The organism is Paenarthrobacter nitroguajacolicus, assembly GCF_007786235.1.
GTDB lineage: Bacteria > Actinomycetota > Actinomycetes > Actinomycetales > Micrococcaceae > Arthrobacter > Arthrobacter nitroguajacolicus_A.
Genome location: NZ_VNFK01000005.1, coordinates 70,549 through 87,381 on the forward strand (window position 1 = coordinate 70,549; position 16,833 = coordinate 87,381).

General features: G+C 63.5%; 16 protein-coding genes and 1 tRNA gene. 8 read left to right on the top strand and 9 right to left on the bottom strand.

The annotated features are described in order from the left end of the window. Positions 1-35 precede the first annotated feature (35 nt). The 5 genes from FQP90_RS07865 to FQP90_RS07880 form a co-directional block, all read right to left on the bottom strand. Positions 36-1,193 (bottom strand): N(5)-(carboxyethyl)ornithine synthase, encoded by a 1,158-nt coding sequence (locus FQP90_RS07865; RefSeq protein ID WP_144649180.1) that lies wholly within the window; start codon positions 1,191-1,193, stop codon positions 36-38. Continuing rightward, positions 1,190-1,324 (bottom strand): hypothetical protein, encoded by a 135-nt coding sequence (locus tag FQP90_RS23755; RefSeq protein ID WP_011776304.1) that lies wholly within the window; start codon positions 1,322-1,324, stop codon positions 1,190-1,192. The genes FQP90_RS07865 and FQP90_RS23755 overlap by 4 nt, the downstream gene beginning before the upstream one ends. A 97-nt stretch (positions 1,325-1,421) precedes the next feature. Continuing rightward, positions 1,422-1,880 (bottom strand): nuclear transport factor 2 family protein, encoded by a 459-nt coding sequence (locus FQP90_RS07870; RefSeq protein WP_144649181.1) that lies wholly within the window; start codon positions 1,878-1,880, stop codon positions 1,422-1,424. 157 nt (positions 1,881-2,037) lie between these two features. Beyond that, positions 2,038-2,108, bottom strand: a tRNA-Gly gene (locus FQP90_RS07875). An 89-nt stretch (positions 2,109-2,197) separates the two neighbouring features. Then, positions 2,198-3,718 (bottom strand): M15 family metallopeptidase, encoded by a 1,521-nt coding sequence (locus FQP90_RS07880; protein ID WP_144649182.1) that lies wholly within the window; start codon positions 3,716-3,718, stop codon positions 2,198-2,200. A gap of 214 nt (positions 3,719-3,932) precedes the next feature. On the opposite strand from FQP90_RS07880, the gene FQP90_RS07885 reads away from it, so the two are divergent. Beyond that, positions 3,933-4,376 (top strand): SRPBCC family protein, encoded by a 444-nt coding sequence (locus tag FQP90_RS07885; protein WP_144649183.1) that lies wholly within the window; start codon positions 3,933-3,935, stop codon positions 4,374-4,376. 15 nt (positions 4,377-4,391) lie between these two features. Here the strand turns inward: FQP90_RS07885 and FQP90_RS07890 are convergent, their stop codons facing one another. Then, positions 4,392-6,332: a CAP domain-containing protein gene (locus tag FQP90_RS07890; RefSeq protein ID WP_244296595.1), complete on the bottom strand. Its 1,941-nt coding sequence runs from the start codon at positions 6,330-6,332 to the stop codon at positions 4,392-4,394. Between the two features lie 125 nt (positions 6,333-6,457). Here FQP90_RS07890 and dcd point away from each other — a divergent pair, with 125 nt between their 5' ends. After that, positions 6,458-7,033 carry a dCTP deaminase gene (gene dcd, locus FQP90_RS07895; RefSeq protein ID WP_011776299.1) on the top strand — a complete coding sequence of 192 codons (576 nt, stop codon included), beginning with the start codon at positions 6,458-6,460 and terminating at the stop codon, positions 7,031-7,033. An 81-nt stretch (positions 7,034-7,114) separates the two neighbouring features. On the opposite strand, the gene FQP90_RS07900 is transcribed toward dcd, so the two are convergent. The 3 genes from FQP90_RS07900 to FQP90_RS07910 all read right to left on the bottom strand — a co-directional run bounded on the left by FQP90_RS07900 (position 7,115) and on the right by FQP90_RS07910 (position 10,270). Beyond that, positions 7,115-8,314 (bottom strand): cation:proton antiporter, encoded by a 1,200-nt coding sequence (locus FQP90_RS07900; protein WP_144649184.1) that lies wholly within the window; start codon positions 8,312-8,314, stop codon positions 7,115-7,117. Between the two features lie 5 nt (positions 8,315-8,319). After that, positions 8,320-8,802, bottom strand: a complete 483-nt coding sequence (locus FQP90_RS07905; protein WP_144649185.1) for a cation:proton antiporter regulatory subunit — start codon at positions 8,800-8,802, stop codon at positions 8,320-8,322. Between the two features lie 64 nt (positions 8,803-8,866). Further along, entirely contained in the window at positions 8,867-10,270 is a 1,404-nt protein-coding gene (locus FQP90_RS07910; protein ID WP_144649186.1) for an MFS transporter, read from the bottom strand. 202 nt (positions 10,271-10,472) lie between these two features. Here FQP90_RS07910 and FQP90_RS07915 point away from each other — a divergent pair, with 202 nt between their 5' ends. The 6 genes from FQP90_RS07915 to mnhG are packed head-to-tail and all read left to right on the top strand — an operon-like array spanning position 10,473 to position 16,790. After that, a complete protein-coding gene (locus FQP90_RS07915; protein WP_144649187.1) occupies positions 10,473-13,493 on the top strand; it encodes a Na+/H+ antiporter subunit A in 3,021 nt (1,006 codons plus the stop codon). Next, entirely contained in the window at positions 13,490-13,990 is a 501-nt protein-coding gene (locus tag FQP90_RS07920; protein ID WP_144649188.1) for a Na(+)/H(+) antiporter subunit C, read from the top strand. Before FQP90_RS07915 ends, FQP90_RS07920 begins: the two co-directional genes overlap by 4 nt. Continuing rightward, the gene (locus tag FQP90_RS07925; protein ID WP_144649189.1) at positions 13,987-15,570 is read left to right on the top strand and encodes a Na+/H+ antiporter subunit D; all 1,584 of its coding nucleotides are present in this window, start codon (positions 13,987-13,989) and stop codon (positions 15,568-15,570) included. The genes FQP90_RS07920 and FQP90_RS07925 overlap by 4 nt, the downstream gene beginning before the upstream one ends. After that, positions 15,567-16,133 (top strand): Na+/H+ antiporter subunit E, encoded by a 567-nt coding sequence (locus FQP90_RS07930; protein WP_144649190.1) that lies wholly within the window; start codon positions 15,567-15,569, stop codon positions 16,131-16,133. The genes FQP90_RS07925 and FQP90_RS07930 overlap by 4 nt, the downstream gene beginning before the upstream one ends. After that, positions 16,130-16,408 (top strand): monovalent cation/H+ antiporter complex subunit F, encoded by a 279-nt coding sequence (locus FQP90_RS07935; protein WP_144649191.1) that lies wholly within the window; start codon positions 16,130-16,132, stop codon positions 16,406-16,408. The genes FQP90_RS07930 and FQP90_RS07935 overlap by 4 nt, the downstream gene beginning before the upstream one ends. Beyond that, the gene (gene mnhG, locus FQP90_RS07940) at positions 16,398-16,790 is read left to right on the top strand and encodes a monovalent cation/H(+) antiporter subunit G (RefSeq protein ID WP_144649192.1); all 393 of its coding nucleotides are present in this window, start codon (positions 16,398-16,400) and stop codon (positions 16,788-16,790) included. The genes FQP90_RS07935 and mnhG overlap by 11 nt, the downstream gene beginning before the upstream one ends. Positions 16,791-16,833 lie beyond the last annotated feature (43 nt).

A 16,833-nucleotide genomic window follows, 5' to 3' on the forward strand; every position in this document is an offset into this window, starting at 1 on the left:
TGCGATGAACCGCGGGCGCTGCCTTTTGTGTTTCGTCAGGCGGTGGGCAAGTGCGGGTACTCCGCCGAGCGACCCTGGAACTCCAATACGTCCGGGTTACGGATTACGCCCTCGCGGATTTCGATGGCGCGCGAGATGGTCTCGTTGGCGTCCCACCCGTCCGGGCCCGCCACCACAGTGTCCAGGAAGGGCAGCAAGGCCTCGCTGATTTCCCAGCTGGCCGAGTTCCAAAGATAGGAGGGGCTGTGGTCCACCGCGTAGTAGTTGACGTGTCCGCCCACGCGGAACATAGGCTGGTCGAACGTGGTGGTCCGCGCCCAGCTGAAGCCCATGCCTTCGTCGCAGGAAACGTCGACGATCAAGCTGTCCGGCTGGAACTCCGCCAGGTCTTCGGTCCGCAAGTAGGTCAGCGGCGCGTTCGGGTCCTGCAGGGTGCAATTGACCACGATGTCCGCCGCAGCCAGGAACGGTGCCAATGGCTTGCGACCGTTGTTCGTGATGACCTCGCTGAGAAACGGGGCCTTGCTGTCGTGGTCGAACTGTACAATCCGTACCGAGTGGATCGGGGACCCGACGGCGGCGACGCCCCGGTTGGTCAGCACCTGCACGTCGTGGACGCCGTGGGCATTGAGCGCAGTGACTGCACCGCGGGCCGTTGCCCCGAATCCAATCACCACAGCACTCAACCGGCGGCCGTAGTCACCAGTGGAACCAGTCAGGGCCAACGCATGCAGCACGGAGCAATACCCGGCGAGCTCGTTGTTCTTGTGGAAAACGTGCAGGCCAAAACCACCATCGCCGGCCCAGTGGTTCATGGCCTCAAAGGCGATCAGGGTGAGCTTCTTGTCGATGGCCAATTGCGTGATAGCCCGGTCCTGAACACAATGTGGCCAACCCCAGAGAGTCTGGCCGTCGCGGAGTTCGGCCAGGTCCTGGGCCTGCGGCTTCGGCAGGAGGATCACGTCGCTGTTGGCGATCAGTTCCTGGCGAGTGCCCAGTCCGCCCACCAGCGATTCGAGCTTGCTGTCCGGGACACCGAAGCGTTCGCCGTAGCCAAACTCAAAACGTAGTTGTTGGCGCACTTCCGGGGCGATGCGTTCCAAATGCTGCGGGTGGATCGGCAGGCGCCGCTCGTTGGGTTTCAGCGAGGTAGCAAGGACGCCTATGCTCAGCTGGCCAGTTGGCGCGGTCACTTCTTGTTGCCGGTAGAGGGCTTTGCGGCCTCGGTGGCGGAGGACTCGGAAGCCCTCTTGTCCGCACGTTTTTCCTTGATGGATTTACTGGATTTCTTTGATGCGGTTTGGCGCGGTGATTTGTCGCCCATGTTTGCTCCCTAGAGCGGAACCGAAATGGCTCCTGACTCCTGACGATACACCTACCCGGATAGCCCTGTGGCCGGAGTCACCAGAGACTGGCCGGCGTCACTGCGTCGGCTGTACCGCCGGACGGCCGTGCGTGACCCTATGGGTGACACGGTCCGCGGTATCGTCCACGGTGGCCACCTTCTCCACAGGTTCAAGATAGAAACGGGCACTGCTGATGATGCCCTCGTCCACGCCGAAGATAATGACACCGGTCATCTCGTGCGGGGTGCCGTCACGGCGGGCGCCCGTCAGATGCAGTTCGGTCCACACGCTGCTGCCACTGACACTGTGGGCCAGCATGCGGGCAGCAATGTCCGGCACACCCGTGAAGAGCTGCTCCCAGTTGCTGCGAATGGTGTCCCGTCCTGTGAAACCCCTTGTCGGGTGTGCCGGCGTTTCATTCACGTAGCCCGGCGCAAAGCACTCTGCCAAGGCTTCCAAATCGTGCTTGTTCGTGGCTTCCAGCAGGCGGTTGATAACGGCGAGTGGACCCGCCTCCCCGTCGGTGAGAGTCATTGGAGGACCTCCCGGATAGGTGGATGTACGTACGAGTGTAGGCTCGCGTGGCCTCCCAGTCGACGGGTGCGCGGCCCCGATTGGCGAGTGCCGCCGTCGAACGGTTCTTGCTTGGAACAAAAGAAACCCCGGATCGCTGGATCCGGGGTTTTCTTTGAGCGGGCGACGGGAATCGAACCCGCGTATCGAGCTTGGGAAGCTAGCGCTCTACCATTGAGCTACGCCCGCAATGCCCGGGAAAAATCCCCCGAGCGAGTCCTAGCTTAGCGCAGTTGCGAGGACCCTCATGACAGGCACACCGCTGGCAGTGCGAAGGCCTACTTGAACAGTTTCAAGCCGTTCCAGCCGGAGCCCACCTGGCTGTAGGTTGTCCACTGGCCTCGGCCCAAACCATAGTTGTAGAGGTTGCCGTCGGCTGTCTGCGCAGTGATGCCGCGGGTGCCAGCGCCAGTCAGCCCAAAATTCGGGGCGAGCACGCGCATGTATTGCCAGCCAGTGCCCACGGTGGTGGCAGGTCCGTAGAAGCCAGCCCAACCATCGCCACGGTAATTGATCAGGGCGCCGGAAGCGGTCCGCGCCAGGATGTCATTGGCGCCGTCACCTTCCCAATCGGCAATGGTCAGTTCCATGCCGTTCCAACCCTTGCCGATGATCTGCGGGCTGCTGAGCGCACCACCGAAGGTGTTGGGGTAGTAGCGCAGGACACCGTCCGGGAAATATCCGACGACGCCGGGCCGGCCATGTGCGTGTGTCCACTTACCCACGGTGATGGTCATGCGATCCCAGCCACCGTTGCCAACAACAACCTGGCCGGCAAAGCCACCGCCGGGAAGGCCTCGATACACACCAAGGACGCCGTTGTTCCACTGCGCAAGGATGTCGTACACGCCATCAATGTCCCAATCCACCACGAAGGCCTGCTTCAGGCCTGTCCAGCCCGAACCAATCTGGACGGCACCCGCGTAACTGCCCACCGCCGTCGCCGGGTAGCGCAGCAAACGACCCGAAGAGTCGGCGGCCACCAAGTCGGCACCGGACTTGATGCTGGCCGCGGCTGCCGTGTTCCCGGCGAAGTAGTGCTCCAGGGTGGGGAACCCACGCCGGTTCATGTCAGTAGCCAAGGCAACACCCACATAGCGCAAATGCCAGGGCTCGTAGCTGTAGCCGGTGGTGCCCGTGTAGCCGTTGGGATAGCGGACGATGAACCCGTATTTATGGGCGTTCGCGGCAACCCACTTACCCGCTGCCGTGTCTCCGAAACAGGTGCTCAGACCACAGTTTCCTGCTGCGTTGCCGATGTCCATGGCGAGGCCTGTCTGATGCTCGCTGTAGCCGGGCCGTGCCGAGATGGTGTCCGCGTAGGCCTGCCCGTAGATGCTGACGTAATAGGAATACACCTGCTGCTGTTGGGCATAAGACCGGTAGCCGCTCACGATCGACAAGCCGCCCGTCCCCGCATCCGCCGCTCCCTGAAACAGGCCGTTGAGCCAGGCGGCAGCTTCAGCCCGCATGTATTGGCCTGAGCCGCGGGCGTTGATGAGATCGTTAGGGGCGTAGCTCGCCGGATTCAGGGGCCTCGACTTGTTGACCAGCACAGAAATGCTGGCGGGGTTCCCAATGGGGTCCACGCTCGGCAGCGGGTTAGCAGTTGTCGGTACCGCCGCTTTGGCCACAGCCGCTTTGGCCACCGTGGCGATGGCCGCCGCAGGCGGTGCCACGGCCACTGCGGGCGCTGCTGAGAGCACCCCGGTCCCCACCGCAACGGCGAGGAAAGCCGCGCCGGCAGCCAGCCGTCGTCGGGCTTTCCGTGCAAATGATTGATGATCCAGAACCCGCATAACGCCCCCAATTCGGTTTTTTGCAGCCTCGGGAACTCTACCGCGCGGGGCCGGGTGTGTCAGCCGTAACCTTCCACACCGCCTCATAACCATTCGGTCAAGGCTCGTCCCCGATATGTGCCGGCGGGCCATCCGCTGACTATTCTGAAGGTGTTAGCTGCAGCGTATGGGGAACCGGGCTACGACATCGAACCGTACGCCGAAAGAGGTATCCGTGGCATTCGCAGCCTATGAAGTGGTGATCAGCCGGGACGCCATGACCGTCTACGGATTCCTGATGGACGGCCTGAACAACTCCTTGTGGCGCTCAGGTATCCGGAGCATTTCGGTGCGGTCCGGCATCCGCGGGCAGAAGGGCGCGCTCTACCAGCAGACCATCAACGGTCCGGGCGGCCGACCCATAGCCGCAGATTTCAAGATCACCGAAGCGCGGCCCGGAGCGGAAGTCCGGTTCGCCGTGGTGGCTGGACCTGCCAGGCCCACGGGTGGCTATTACCTCAGTACCGAGGGTGCAACCACGCGGCTCAGGTTTGCGCTGGAGTACCACCCCAAAGGCCTGCAGAAGCTCATGAACGGCATGATCCAGAAGACCATGGAGGGCGAAGTGGCCCAACTGGAGCAACTGAAAACCGTCATGGAGTCGCGCTCGGTGGTCTGAGCCGCCGTCATACGGCTACTGAGCGAGCTTGAAGCCGTTCCAACCGCCGCCGACCGCCACCGGCGTCGTAAGCCTTCCAGAGGTGAGGTCCCAGTACTCCAGTACCCCGTTGGTGCCTAGGCCCGCGATGCCAGTGGTTCCCGCTCCGGTGACTCCCTGCAGTGCGCGCAGCCCGGAGTAGTCCGTCCAAGCCGCGCCCACCACAGGCCTGGCTTCCTGCTTGGGGGTGGCCAGGCCGCTGCCGCGATACAACCTCAGGGAGCCGTTGGCTTCGACAGTCAGAAGATCCTGGAATCCATCGGCGTTGTAATCCACCATGCTGAGCCTCACCGCCGGGTTACCCGTACCGATGGCAGCCTGCGTACGGATGTACGTCATCCCTGAGTTCTTGTAGAACCAGAGACCGCCTGATCCGTCCATGGCGACGATCTGCGGCAAGCGGTTATTTGCACACCAGTTGCCTACCGAGATGTTCAAGGACTGCCAGCCGTGGCCCAGCACCCCCGGCGATCCGAAGCCACCTGTCTGGCGGCCCGGATAAACCAACAAGGCGCCGTCGTTGCGCTGGGCGATGAGGTCGAAGACGCCATCACGGTCCCAGTCCGAGACAAAGAGCTCCTTGAGGCCCGTGAAGCCGACCCCGATCTTGCGGGCAGCGCCGTACTTGGCGTTGCCCAAGGATTGATAGGAGTAGACGCCGCCGTCGGAGCCGATGGATACAAGGTCCGCGGCGCTTCGGATCGATGCCGCCTTGAGGTCCACTGTGGGCGGTTGGTGCTTGGCATCCGGTTCGCAGACACCCACAGGATCGGCAGGAGGCGTGACGGTTCCGCCGGGCCGTGTTGTGGTTCCGGCGGGCAACGTGGTGTAGCCGAAGAAGTTCACCACACCCCAGAGTGTGTAGCGGTTGGGGGTGGTCTGCCAGTTGCCGTCCGTGTACGTGATGCCGATGCCCATCACGTTGAAGCGGGGATCACGCAGCAGGGCATCATGGCCGGGGGAACCCTTCCACCACTCCACCAGCTGGGCGGCATCACGATCCCAACGGACCGCAATAACTTCGCCCGCACCGTTGTTCGGATTGAGCGCCCGGGGGTCGGTCCAGAAGTTTGCACGGTGCTGGATCACTTCACGCGAGGCGATGTTGTTGGACCAGTCCTGGGCCAGGCTGGCCACCGTTGCGTGGTACTTCACCGGTGCCAGGCCGAGGGACGCGCGGTAATTGTTGATCGCGTTGAACACCGTCAGGATGGCGGCCGTGTTGCTGTCCGGGAGAAGCGCCAGGGCGCCGTTGTCCAGATTGGGATCGCTGCTGGGGGCCTTGCCCGGGAATGGCGTTGCGGTGGTGCTCGGAGTTGGTGTCGGGGTGGGGGTGGGGGACGCGGAAGGTGTGCGTGTGGCTGTGGGGGAAGGGGAGGTCGTGGCTGTTGGCGACGGCGACGTCGTGGGTGTGGCTGTTGGCGACGGCGAGCTTGACGGCAGTGGGCCTGCTGCGGGTGCTGACGGCGTCGGGGTCGCGGACGGTGACTGCGGCTGGTCCGGGGCCGGCCCACCGGGATCCGGGGCGGGAACGGCGGGGTCGCTGGGGCTCGGGGACTCCGAGTAAGGCCCATCCGGACCCCACGAAGGACCGATATTCGGCACGGGCGGCGGCGTCTCGATGACCGGGTCCACAGCTATGGGCCTGCCCGGCGCTTCGCTTTCCGGTTCGGGTTCCTGAGTGGTCACTGTGGCGGGGTCGGAACTTTCGCCGGCCGCGGGGGCGCCCGCCGAAGGTGCGGTGTCCGGCGTCGTACTTCCTTCGGGGGCGGTCAGACCCGAGGGGACGCTCGCGGACGGGGTGGTGGTCCCGTCCGGGACCGCCTGGGTGGCAGGAAGGATCTGGCTGGACCCGGCAATGACAAGGGCCAACGCTCCGGCCAGCACAATAGCGGCCGGCGCTGCCAGTTTTTTCACAATTACCCCGCGAATGCTCGTTGCCCCCAGGTACGGGCGCGGTTCTACATGTCCGGGAACTATAGTCCCACGGGGCGGCCCGGACAATGCATGCCGTGTTGGACGCATGGGGTATTTTTGATGCTGTGCTGATCTCTGACCGCGACATACGTGCCGAAATAGACTCCCAACGGATTGTTCTCGAGCCGTACGACCCCGCGATGGTGCAGCCGTCTTCCGTGGACGTCCGTATTGACCGGTTCTTCCGGCTGTTCGACAACCACAAATACGCCCACATCGACCCCGCCGAGGAACAGCCTGAACTGACCCGGCTGGTGGAGGTGGAAGGCGACGAACCCTTCATCCTGCACCCCGGTGAATTCGTCCTGGGCTCCACTTACGAAACTGTCAGCCTCGCCGACGACATCGCTGCACGTCTTGAGGGGAAGTCGTCCCTGGGGCGGCTGGGCCTGCTGACGCACTCCACGGCCGGCTTCATCGATCCCGGCTTCTCGGGTCACGTGACGCTGGAGCTCTCCAACGTGGCAACCTTGCCCATCAAGCTGTGGCCGGGAATGAAGATCGGCCAGCTGTGCTTCTTCCGCCTGACGTCATCGGCAGAGCACCCCTACGGTTCCGGCGAATACGGCAACCGGTACCAGGGCCAGCGCGGCCCCACCGCCAGCCGCAGCCACCAGAACTTCCACCGGACATCCATCTAGCGTTTCTCTCCTTGCGCCGAGGGGTGGGTTCTCGGGAGTTTGAGGAGTGCGTTCACGCGAGATGCCGCCCCCGCGGAGAGACTAGGCCGGGGCGCGTTCAGGTGTTCGCGGGGGTGCGCCGGGCGTTTTCCGGAGAGCCTTGACCACGGGCTCCACGAAGCGTGCGGCGAGCGGGCCCAGGATGGCCATGATGAGGACGTACGCGGTGGCGAGTGCTGCGAGCTCGTCCGGCACGGCGCCGGAAGCAACGGCCAAGCCGGCGATGACGATGGAGAATTCGCCGCGGGCGATCAACGCCGCGCCCGCACGGAAACGGCCGGGCACCGCGATGCCGGCACGCTTGGCGGCCCAGAACCCGGTGACCATCTTGGTAGCTGACGTGAGGACGGCCAACACCAGAGCCCAACCAAGAACGGGCGGAATGGACGTGGGATCGGTGTTGAGTCCGAAGGCCACAAAGAAGATAGCGGCGAAGAGATCCCGTAGCGGTTCCAGGATCCGTGTCGCGTTGTGGGCCGTGGCGCCGGAGATGGCAATTCCCAACATGAAGGCACCAACCGCAGCAGAGACCTGAAGTGCGGAGGCGATGCCGGCCACCAGCAGCGCGAGTCCCAGGACGTTGAGCAGGAAGACCTCGGAGTTCTCACTGTGAACGGCTTGCGACACCCGATGGCCGTGCTTGAGCGCGATGATCAGGACGACAGTGACAACGGCAAGCGCAATGCCCACGGTCTGCAGGCCGCCAAGGAATCCGACGCCGGCAAGGATGGCGGTGAGGATTGGAAGATAGATGGCCATGGCCAGGTCTTCGAAAACGAGGATGGACAGCACCACGGGAGTTTCGCGGTTACCGATCCGTCCCAGGTCGGTGATGACCTTGGCCGCGATGCCGGATGACGAGATATACGTAACGCCACCCATCACGATGGCGCCCACAAGTCCCCAGCCCAGAAGGACTGCCAACCCGGCGCCGGGAATGAAGTTGAGGACGAAATCCATGACGCCGGCCTGCCAGGATCGCCGGAGCCCGGTGACCAGCTCCGACGCCGTATATTCCAACCCGAGCATAAGCAACAACAGAATGACGCCGATTTCGCCGGAGAGGTGGGCGAACTCATGCATGCCGTCCAGCTTGACGAACCCGCCGGCACCGAAGGCCAAGCCACCCACGAGGTAGAGGGGGATGGGGGACATGCCGATTCGGCCCGCTAGTCGAGCCAGGAGACCGAGGCAGAAGACGACGGCCCCCAGTTCAACGAGGGCTAGTGCGAGCGGATCCATTCCGGTCAGCCGTTGCGGAGGATGTCGGCTGCCGAGTCAAGTCCTTCCTGGGTGCCGACGGCTACGAGCAAATCACCCGAGTGAAGTACGACGTCGGGCGCCGGCGAAGGGACCACCTCGCCTTCGCGCATGATCGCCACGATCGACACGCCACTGCGGGTACGGATCTGCGCTTTGCCCATAGGTTGATTCACGAACGGCGAATCCGGCGTGATGGAGAACTGGCGAGTGACGATGCCTGGAACCTCGCGGTGAGCTTCCGCCAATCGCATGGCAATGTGCTGCCCGCTGAGGAGGTTCCCGAGCGTCGACGCTTCGTCGGCCGTCAACGGGATGGAAGCCTGGCACGTGTCAGGATCGTCCCACGTGGACACGAAAAGTTCGGTTTCTCCCTCGCGCAACTCCACTACACCGATGCGTCGGCCCGACGCCGTGACGAAATCCTTGCGGACCCCAAGGCCCGGGAGTTCGGTCTCATCCACGTTCATAGCTCCACCCTAAACTCTGTTGAACCGGTCCGGTACGTTGTTTACGCTCTGCCGGCCTATGTAGTTAACGCTCTGGGACTACCGCTATTTCCACTTTCGCTGGCGGCTTGACCGGCAGGATCACCAAGAGGCCCGCCAGGAGCACCACCATGATTCCCAGGATGCCCCAACGCTGGGCTTCGCCTTCTGCGACAAGCGGAGAAGCAATGGTGATGCACAGGGTAAACAGCGTGGGAGCCAGGAAACTGACAGCGCGCCCGGTGGTGGCATAGAGGCCGAACAGTTCGCCGGATTCACCGGCGGGTGCCAACCTGGCGAGGTATGCCCGTGAGGACGACTGGGCCGGGCCCACGAACAGGCAGAGCAAGAGGCCGAAGACCCAGAAAGTGCTGGAGCCGGGCCAATCGTTACCGAGGAAGACGTAGTCGCCGTTACCCAGGACGAGGATGAACGTGCCAGAAATCAGGAGGCCAACCAATGACAGGACGATGACGGCTTTGGGCCCGATCTTGTCATCGAGGAAGCCTCCGATGATGGCCCCCACGGCCGCCACCACGTTGCCGAAGATGGCGAAGAAAATGACGTCCTTGAGTTCGAAGCCGAAAGTGCCGGCAGCAATGACGCCGCCAAAGGTGAACACCGCAGCCAGGCCGTCACGGAAAATGGCGCTGGACAGCAGGAAGTAGATGGTGTGGGGGCTTGTCCGGTAGATGGCTCCGATGCGCCGCAACAGCAGCCTGTAGGAGGCAAGGAAACCCAGCGACGCAGTGTCCTTCTTCACGGATACTTCGGGAACAGCGAACATGACGGGAAGGGCGAAGATGAAGAACCACAGGGCCGAGAAAACAGCGACGAGCCGGATGTTGAGCGACTCCTCGGTTGACGAACCGAACCAGTCGAAAGAGGGCTGGACAAACAACTGCAGCACCAGCAGCAGTGCCACGATTCCACCGAGGTACCCCATGGCCCATCCGAAGCCGCTGACCTTGCCAATGTTCTTGGGCGTGGAAATTTGGGCCAACATGGCGTTGTAGTTGACGCCGGCGAACTCGAAGAAGACGTTCCCGAGTGCGATCAGGCACACTCCCAGCAGCAGGAATTCGGGCTGCGGGAACACAAAGAAGCACAGCGCCGTAAGAACTGCGGTGGCAGCGGTGTTGACCCCGAGCCATAGCTTGCGTCGTCCTCCGGCGTCCGAGCGTTGGCCCGTGACTGGTGCCAGCAAGGCGATGGCCAGGCCGGCAACGGCCAACGCGGCGCCCAGGGCGGCGGAGGCCGCGTCCTCTCCACCGAACGCATTCGACGTGAGGTAGACCGTGAAAACGAAGGTGGTCATGACGGCATTGAACGCAGCCGAACCCCAGTCCCAGGACGCCCACGCGAGGATCTGTCCCTTCTTGGAAGCGACGGGTCCTGAGGCGAGCTCGGACGTGGGGTGGGAGGCTTCGGGAACTGCGGCCGCGTTCATAGCTTGAATGCTATAGGGCCAGCGGGAACGGCGGGCGGATGATGGGCGGCGTTGTGGAGAACGCGGATTGAAACGTGACCTCCGACGACGAAAAGTGGCCAAAAACTGTCTGTTCGCCTTGATAAACTAGGTAAACCGAACCCAACGTATGACCGCCTGCTCCAACTTTTGACAATTCGTTCCTGACTTTGCGGAGATAACAGTGATCACAGTTCTCGCCATCACCTTTGTAGCGGCAACTGTGGCGCCCTTGATCTTTCGCAAACTCGGCCGAAACGCGTTCTACGCATTGGCAGCGGTCCCCGCGGCAGCATTCGTCTGGCTCCTCTTCCAATACGGACCTGTATATTCCGACGGCGGCATAGAAGAAGTCCTGCCGTGGATCCCCAGCTTGAAGCTCGAGCTCGCGTTCCGCATGGATCCCTTGGCGTGGGTGATGTCCCTGCTGATCCTCGGCGTTGGATCCTTAGTGCTGGTCTACTGTGCCCGTTACTTCAAGAACAAGGACGCGGACCTGGGCGGCTTCGGTGCGCAGCTGCTCGCCTTTGCGGGCGCCATGTTTGGTCTGGTGACCTCCGATGACCTCCTGATGCTGTTCATCTTCTGGGAGCTCACCACCATCCTGTCCTACCTGCTGATCGGCTATGCCCGCACCCGCTTGGCTGCGCGCCGCTCGGCCCTGCAGGCGCTCATGGTCACCACCGCGGGCGGCCTCGCCATGCTTGTGGGCCTCATCATCCTGGGCCAGGCTGCCGGAACGTACCGGATCTCGGCCATCCTGGACCAAGCCGGAGCGCTCATGACCGGACCCATGGCGGGGGCGGTGACTGCCGCCGTCGTGCTGGTCTTGGCAGGTGCGGTGACCAAATCGGCTCTGGTTCCGTTCCACTTCTGGCTACCGGGCGCGATGGCAGCCCCCACCCCGGTGAGCGCTTATCTGCACGCTGCTGCCATGGTGAAGGCCGGCATCTACATCGTCGCCCGACTGGCGCCGGGCTTCTCGGAGTCGCAGTTCTGGCTGCCCGTGGTCCTCGGACTCGGCTTGGCCACCATGCTGGTGGGTGGATACCGGGCCCTTCGCCAGACTGACATCAAGCTGATCCTCGCCTACGGCACGGTGAGTCAACTGGGCTTCCTCACCATGGTGGTGGGCCTGGGCCGTCCCGATGCCGCCCTGGCAGGGCTCGGGCTGCTGCTGGCCCACGGCCTGTTCAAAGCCGCCCTGTTCCTGGTGGTGGGCATCATCGACCACCAATCCGGGACCCGCGATATCCGCAAACTCTCCGGTGTCTTCCGTTCTTCGCGGGCTCTTGGCGTCGTGGCGGCAATTGCCGCCGCATCGATGGCTGGAGTGCCACCGCTGGCAGGTTTTGTCGCCAAAGAGTCGGTGTTCGAGGCGTTCGTCCACTACGGCACTGGCGACGACGCTCCGGCCTGGGGCATCTGGATCCTGGTGGGCTTGGTGATCGGCTCCATCCTCACCTTCGCCTACAGCGCCCGTTTCATGTGGGGCGCGTTTGCCACGAAACCGGGAGTGGAACCCACACCGTTCAAACCCATCAAGCCGGCGTTCCTCGCCGCCCCGGCCATCCTCAGTTTCCTCACCATCGTGTACGGCCTCTGGCCGGCGCCTGTGGACACGTGGATCCAGCCTTATGCGGCGTTGTTCGCCGATCGTCCTGACGCCGTCGACGCCGGACACCTGGCTTTGTGGCATGGCCTCACCCCGGCGCTGGGACTGACGGCGATCACGTTCGCGGCAGGTGCCGCGATGTTCTATGGCCGCAACCTCGTCTCCCGCGCCCAAGGCCTGGTCCCCGACTGGGTGGATGGCGACCGCGCCTACCAACACACGATTGGCGCCCTGGACGATGTAGCCGTGTGGGTCACCGGCCGCACCCAGCGTGGTTCTCTGTACTTCTACCTGGCAGTGATCCTCACCGTCGCCTTCGCTGTACCGGCCACCGCTTTGATCGTGGCCAACAAGCCCTTGCCGGACGGCATCTACTTCATCGACCCGAACTCCCCGCTGCAGATGGTGGCCGGTGCCGGAATCGTGGTGGGCGCGCTGGCTGCCGTCCGCGCCAACAAACGTTTCCTTGCCGTCCTCATGGTGTCCGTCACGGGCTACGGCATCGCGCTCATGTTCGCCCTGCAGGGCGCTCCGGACCTTGCCCTCACGCAGATGCTCGTGGAAACCATCGTGCTGGTAGCCTTTGTGCTCGCCATGCGCAGCCTGCCCGCTGAGCTCAGGGACCGGACCGGTGGCAGGCTCCGGGTGATCCGCGTGATCATCGGCGCGGCCTTCGGCATCACCATGATCTTCGTGGCCATCTACGCCATGGGCGCCCGCGTTGCCACCCCCATTTCACTCGACTTCCCGCGCTTGGCCTACGAGGGCGGCGGCGGGCTGAACGTAGTGAACGTGACGCTCGTGGACATTCGCGCCTGGGATACGTTCGGCGAAATTTCCGTACTGGCGATTGCCGCAACGGGCGTGGCCAGCCTGATCTTCGTCCGAAGCCGCGGCGACCGCATCAAGACCTCGGAAGCAGTGCCGGAAGGCAGCGTGGGGCGCCGCACCGACGTCGACCGTGGTTCCCGCGACGGAGCCACGCTGGCCGTGGCGAAGAAGTTCACCGACGTCAGCCGTGACGCGTGGCTGGTGGCCGGTCGCACGCTGGCACCCGAACGGCGATCGATCATCTTCGAAGTGGTCACCAGGCTGATCTTCCACTCCATGATCGTCTTCTCCATCTATCTGCTCCTTGCCGGGCACAACCTGCCTGGCGGCGGTTTCGCAGGCGGCCTGACCGCAGGCCTGGCCCTCACCATCCGCTATTTGGCCGGCGGCCGGTTTGAGTTGAGTGAGGCAGCGACCGTCAGTGCCGGAACGCTGCTGGGGACGGGACTTGCGACGGCGGCAGCGTCCGGTGTGGTGCCGCTGTTCCTGGGCGGGCAGGTGTTCCAGAGCGCCATCATCGAGTTCTGGTTGCCCGTGTTCGGAGACGTCAAATTCGTCACGTCCACCATCTTCGATATCGGTGTCTACATCGTGGTGGTGGGATTGGCGCTGGACGTCCTCCGCAGCCTCGGTGCCGAAATCGACGAACACTTTGAAGGCAAGGGCGCACCCCTCGCAGAAGAAGAAGACGCCGCTGACCATTCCGTGCTGGCCGGCGAGGCCGCTGAGTCCGCGGCGTCCGGGAAAGGTACCGCATGAGCATCAACCTGACCCTGCTGATCGTCATGGGCGTCCTGTACGCCTGCGGCATCTACCTGATCCTGGAACGCAGCCTGACCCGCGTGCTGTTGGGATTGATGTTGCTGGCCAATGCCACCAACATCCTGATCCTGAGCACTGGGGGATACGCCGGGCTAGCACCCTTGTTCGACAAGGAAACCGGCCCTGATGCCTACAGTGATCCCCTGCCCCAGGCACTGATCCTGACGTCGATCGTCATTTCCTTCGCGGTGACGGCGTTCATGCTGGGCATCATTTACCGCACCTGGGTCCTCGCCCGCCAGGACGAGATCCAGGACGACCTTGAGGACGTCCGCGTGGCCAAGACTCCCAGCTTCGATGCGGAGGACGACGCGATCGTGCCCCTGGAAACCTCGGAGTTCGCGATTACACCGTCCAACACCTCGGACCACGGCCACCCGGAAGCCACAGAAACCCCCAACACGGCATCAACCCAGGAAGGAGGCAGCGCGTGAACCTTGCGAACCTGTCGCCGCTAGCTGTCCTCCTACCGATTCTGGGTGCTGCCCTCGCGTTCCTGCTCATCAGGCACCACTCTGCGCAGCGGATGGTCAGCATCGGCATCCTGAGCGCGACCCTCCTGCTGGAGTGCCTGCTGCTGATCTCCGTGTGGAACGGTGGCACCACGTCCGTGACTCTGGGTGGTTGGTTGCCGCCGTGGGGCGTTGTCCTGGTGGTGGACCAGTTCTCCTCCCTCATGCTGGTGGTTTCCACCGTGGTGAGCCTCGCCGTCCTGATCTACGCCACCGGCCAAGGCATGGCTGACGGAGACCAGGAAGCGCCGGTCTCGATTTTCCACCCCACCTACCTGATCCTGGTGGCAGGCGTGTCCAACGCCTTCCTCACAGGCGACCTCTTCAACCTCTATGTCGGCTTCGAAATCCTGCTGACGGCAAGCTACGTGCTCATGACCTTGGGAGGGACGGGTCCGCGCATTCGTGCGGGTGTCACCTACGTGGTGGTTTCCGTGGTGTCCTCCGTGTTGTTCCTCGTAGCCATTGCCATGATCTATGGCGCCACCGGAACCATCACCATGGCGGACCTGGCCATCAAGCTCGCCGAACTGGACCAAGGCACGCAGAACCTCCTGCACGTGATGCTGTTGGTGGCCTTCGGCATCAAGGCCGCTGTGTTCCCATTGTCCTTCTGGCTGCCTGACTCCTACCCCACGGCGCCGGCGCCGGTCACCGCGGTGTTTGCCGGGCTGCTGACCAAAGTGGGCGTCTATGCCATGGTCCGCACGGAGACACTCCTGTTCCCGGGGGACACCCTGAACGTCCCCTTGATGGTGGTGGCGCTCCTTACCATGGTGGTCGGTATTCTGGGCGCCCTGGCCCAGAGCGACATCAAACGTCTCCTGTCCTTCACCTTGGTCAGCCACATCGGGTACATGGTGTTCGGTTTGGCGATGAGCTCGGTGGCGGGGTTGGGTTCAGCCGTCTTCTACGTGGCGCACCACATCACCGTGCAAACCAGCCTGTTCCTGGTCACGGGTCTCATAGAGCGACGTGGCGGCAGCTCGTCCATTGACCGATTGGGCGGCTTGGCCAAGTTGTCTCCGCTTCTGGCTTTGCTGTTCTTTGTCCCGGCAATGAACCTGGCCGGCATTCCGCCCTTCTCCGGGTTCCTGGGCAAGTTGGGTCTGTTGCAGGCCGGAGTGGAGTTGGGGACACCCCTGGCCATCGTGCTGGTGGTGGGCGGCGTAGTCACCAGCCTGCTGACTCTGCTGGCGATCGCCCGTGTGTGGAACAGGGCCTTCTGGCGGAAGCCCGAGGACGCCGAGTTCCCCGACCCCGTGCTGAAGGCTACCGGCAACGTCGGCGTGCTGCCCCGGACAATGGTGGGTTCCACGGCCGGCCTGGTCATATTTGGCGTCGCCCTGACGGTCTTCGCCGGACCGCTCTTCCAGGTGGCAGACGGTTCCGCCCGCATCATGCTGGACCGATCCGCCTACATCCATTCGGTCCTGGGCGATTCCGTCGAGGTGCCGCCCCTTGCACAAACGGATGAAGTGCAGACGGGTGATGCCAAATGAGCCGCAAACCGATTTCGTTCCGCACCGAACTGCCACTGCTCATCTGGTTGGTGATTGTCTGGGGCGCTCTGTGGCGGGACTTCAGCCCCGGCAACCTGCTGTTTGGTGCCCTGATCGCAGTGCTGGTGGCCAAGTTCTTCTACCTCCCACCCGTGGAACTGAGCGGCAGGTTCAACATCCTGCGCGCCATTCCCTTTGCCCTGATGTTCCTCGCCAAAGTTGTGGCAGCGAGCTTCGTGGTGCTGTACCTGGCGGTGGCCAAAGGCCCGAAGGTGCGCAGCGCCGTCGTCGCTGTTCCGCTGCGGAGCCATTCGGACCTCATGGTGACCGCCACCGGGCACGTCATTTCCCTGATTCCCGGCTCCCTGGTGGTGGAAGTGGACCGTTCAACGTCAACGCTTTACCTGCACGCGCTGAACATCTATGAAGAAGCCGACATCGACAAGATCCGGCAGGAAACCCAGAACATCGAAGCGGGACTGATCCGCATCATGGGTACTCGTGAAGAAGTCGACGCGCTTAGGGCTGAAGCGCGTCCCGGCATGGAAGGGGCAACGCAGTGAAGGAATTCGTCCTGGTGGCCACGGCTGTCATCCTGAGTTTGGCTGCGGCAGGCGCGATTGTCCGCATCGCCATCGGACCGTCCCTGCTGGACCGCGTTCTGGCGTCCGACGTGTTGCTGGCCATTCTCGGCGCCGCGCTTGCCGTGGATATGGCGATGAACCGGCACCTCAACAACCTGATGCTGCTGGTGGCCCTAGCGGTGATTGGGTTCATCGGCTCGGTGACGGTTGCCCGGTTCGTGGCCGAGCGGAGGGAACAGAACAATGAGTCCTGACGCCACCGGCGTGGATGCCGTCATTGATGTTGTGACCGCTGTGTTCTTGGTGGTGGGTGCCCTGATGTCCCTCGGCGCGGCCGTGGGCCTGCTGCGCTTCCCGGACCTCATGAGCCGCATGCACGCCGCCACCAAACCGCAGGTCCTGGGGTTGTTCCTCATGCTGGCGGCGATCGGCCTGCAGATGCGGACGTGGTGGGTATGGCCTGTCCTGGTGGTGGCGTGGATTTTCCAGCTGCTGACGGCCCCCGTCTCTGCGCACATGGTGGGGCGCTCTGCCTACCGCACCAAGCACGGGCACCGCGAGATGCTCACCAAAGATGAGCTTGAGGCCGTCGTCCAGCGGGCAGCAGCGGGCCAGGAACCCGCGAACGACCGCTGAACCGCCCATAAAAAAGCGCGGGCCCACCAAGGTGGCCCGCGCT

What these genes read in the sequence shown, in the direction of transcription:
- FQP90_RS07880 (WP_144649182.1), bottom strand. Translation starts at nt 3,718, where the DNA reads ATGCGGGTTCTGGATCATCAATCATTTGCACGGAAAGCCCGACGACGG.
- FQP90_RS07900 (WP_144649184.1), bottom strand. Translation starts at nt 8,314, where the DNA reads ATGGATCCGCTCGCACTAGCCCTCGTTGAACTGGGGGCCGTCGTCTTC.
- mnhG (WP_144649192.1), top strand. Translation starts at nt 16,398, where the DNA reads ATGAGTCCTGACGCCACCGGCGTGGATGCCGTCATTGATGTTGTGACC.
- FQP90_RS07910 (WP_144649186.1), bottom strand. Translation starts at nt 10,270, where the DNA reads ATGAACGCGGCCGCAGTTCCCGAAGCCTCCCACCCCACGTCCGAGCTC.
- FQP90_RS07905 (WP_144649185.1), bottom strand. Translation starts at nt 8,802, where the DNA reads ATGAACGTGGATGAGACCGAACTCCCGGGCCTTGGGGTCCGCAAGGAT.
- FQP90_RS07870 (WP_144649181.1), bottom strand. Translation starts at nt 1,880, where the DNA reads ATGACTCTCACCGACGGGGAGGCGGGTCCACTCGCCGTTATCAACCGC.
- FQP90_RS23755 (WP_011776304.1), bottom strand. Translation starts at nt 1,324, where the DNA reads ATGGGCGACAAATCACCGCGCCAAACCGCATCAAAGAAATCCAGTAAA.
- FQP90_RS07930 (WP_144649190.1), top strand. Translation starts at nt 15,567, where the DNA reads ATGAGCCGCAAACCGATTTCGTTCCGCACCGAACTGCCACTGCTCATC.
- FQP90_RS07920 (WP_144649188.1), top strand. Translation starts at nt 13,490, where the DNA reads ATGAGCATCAACCTGACCCTGCTGATCGTCATGGGCGTCCTGTACGCC.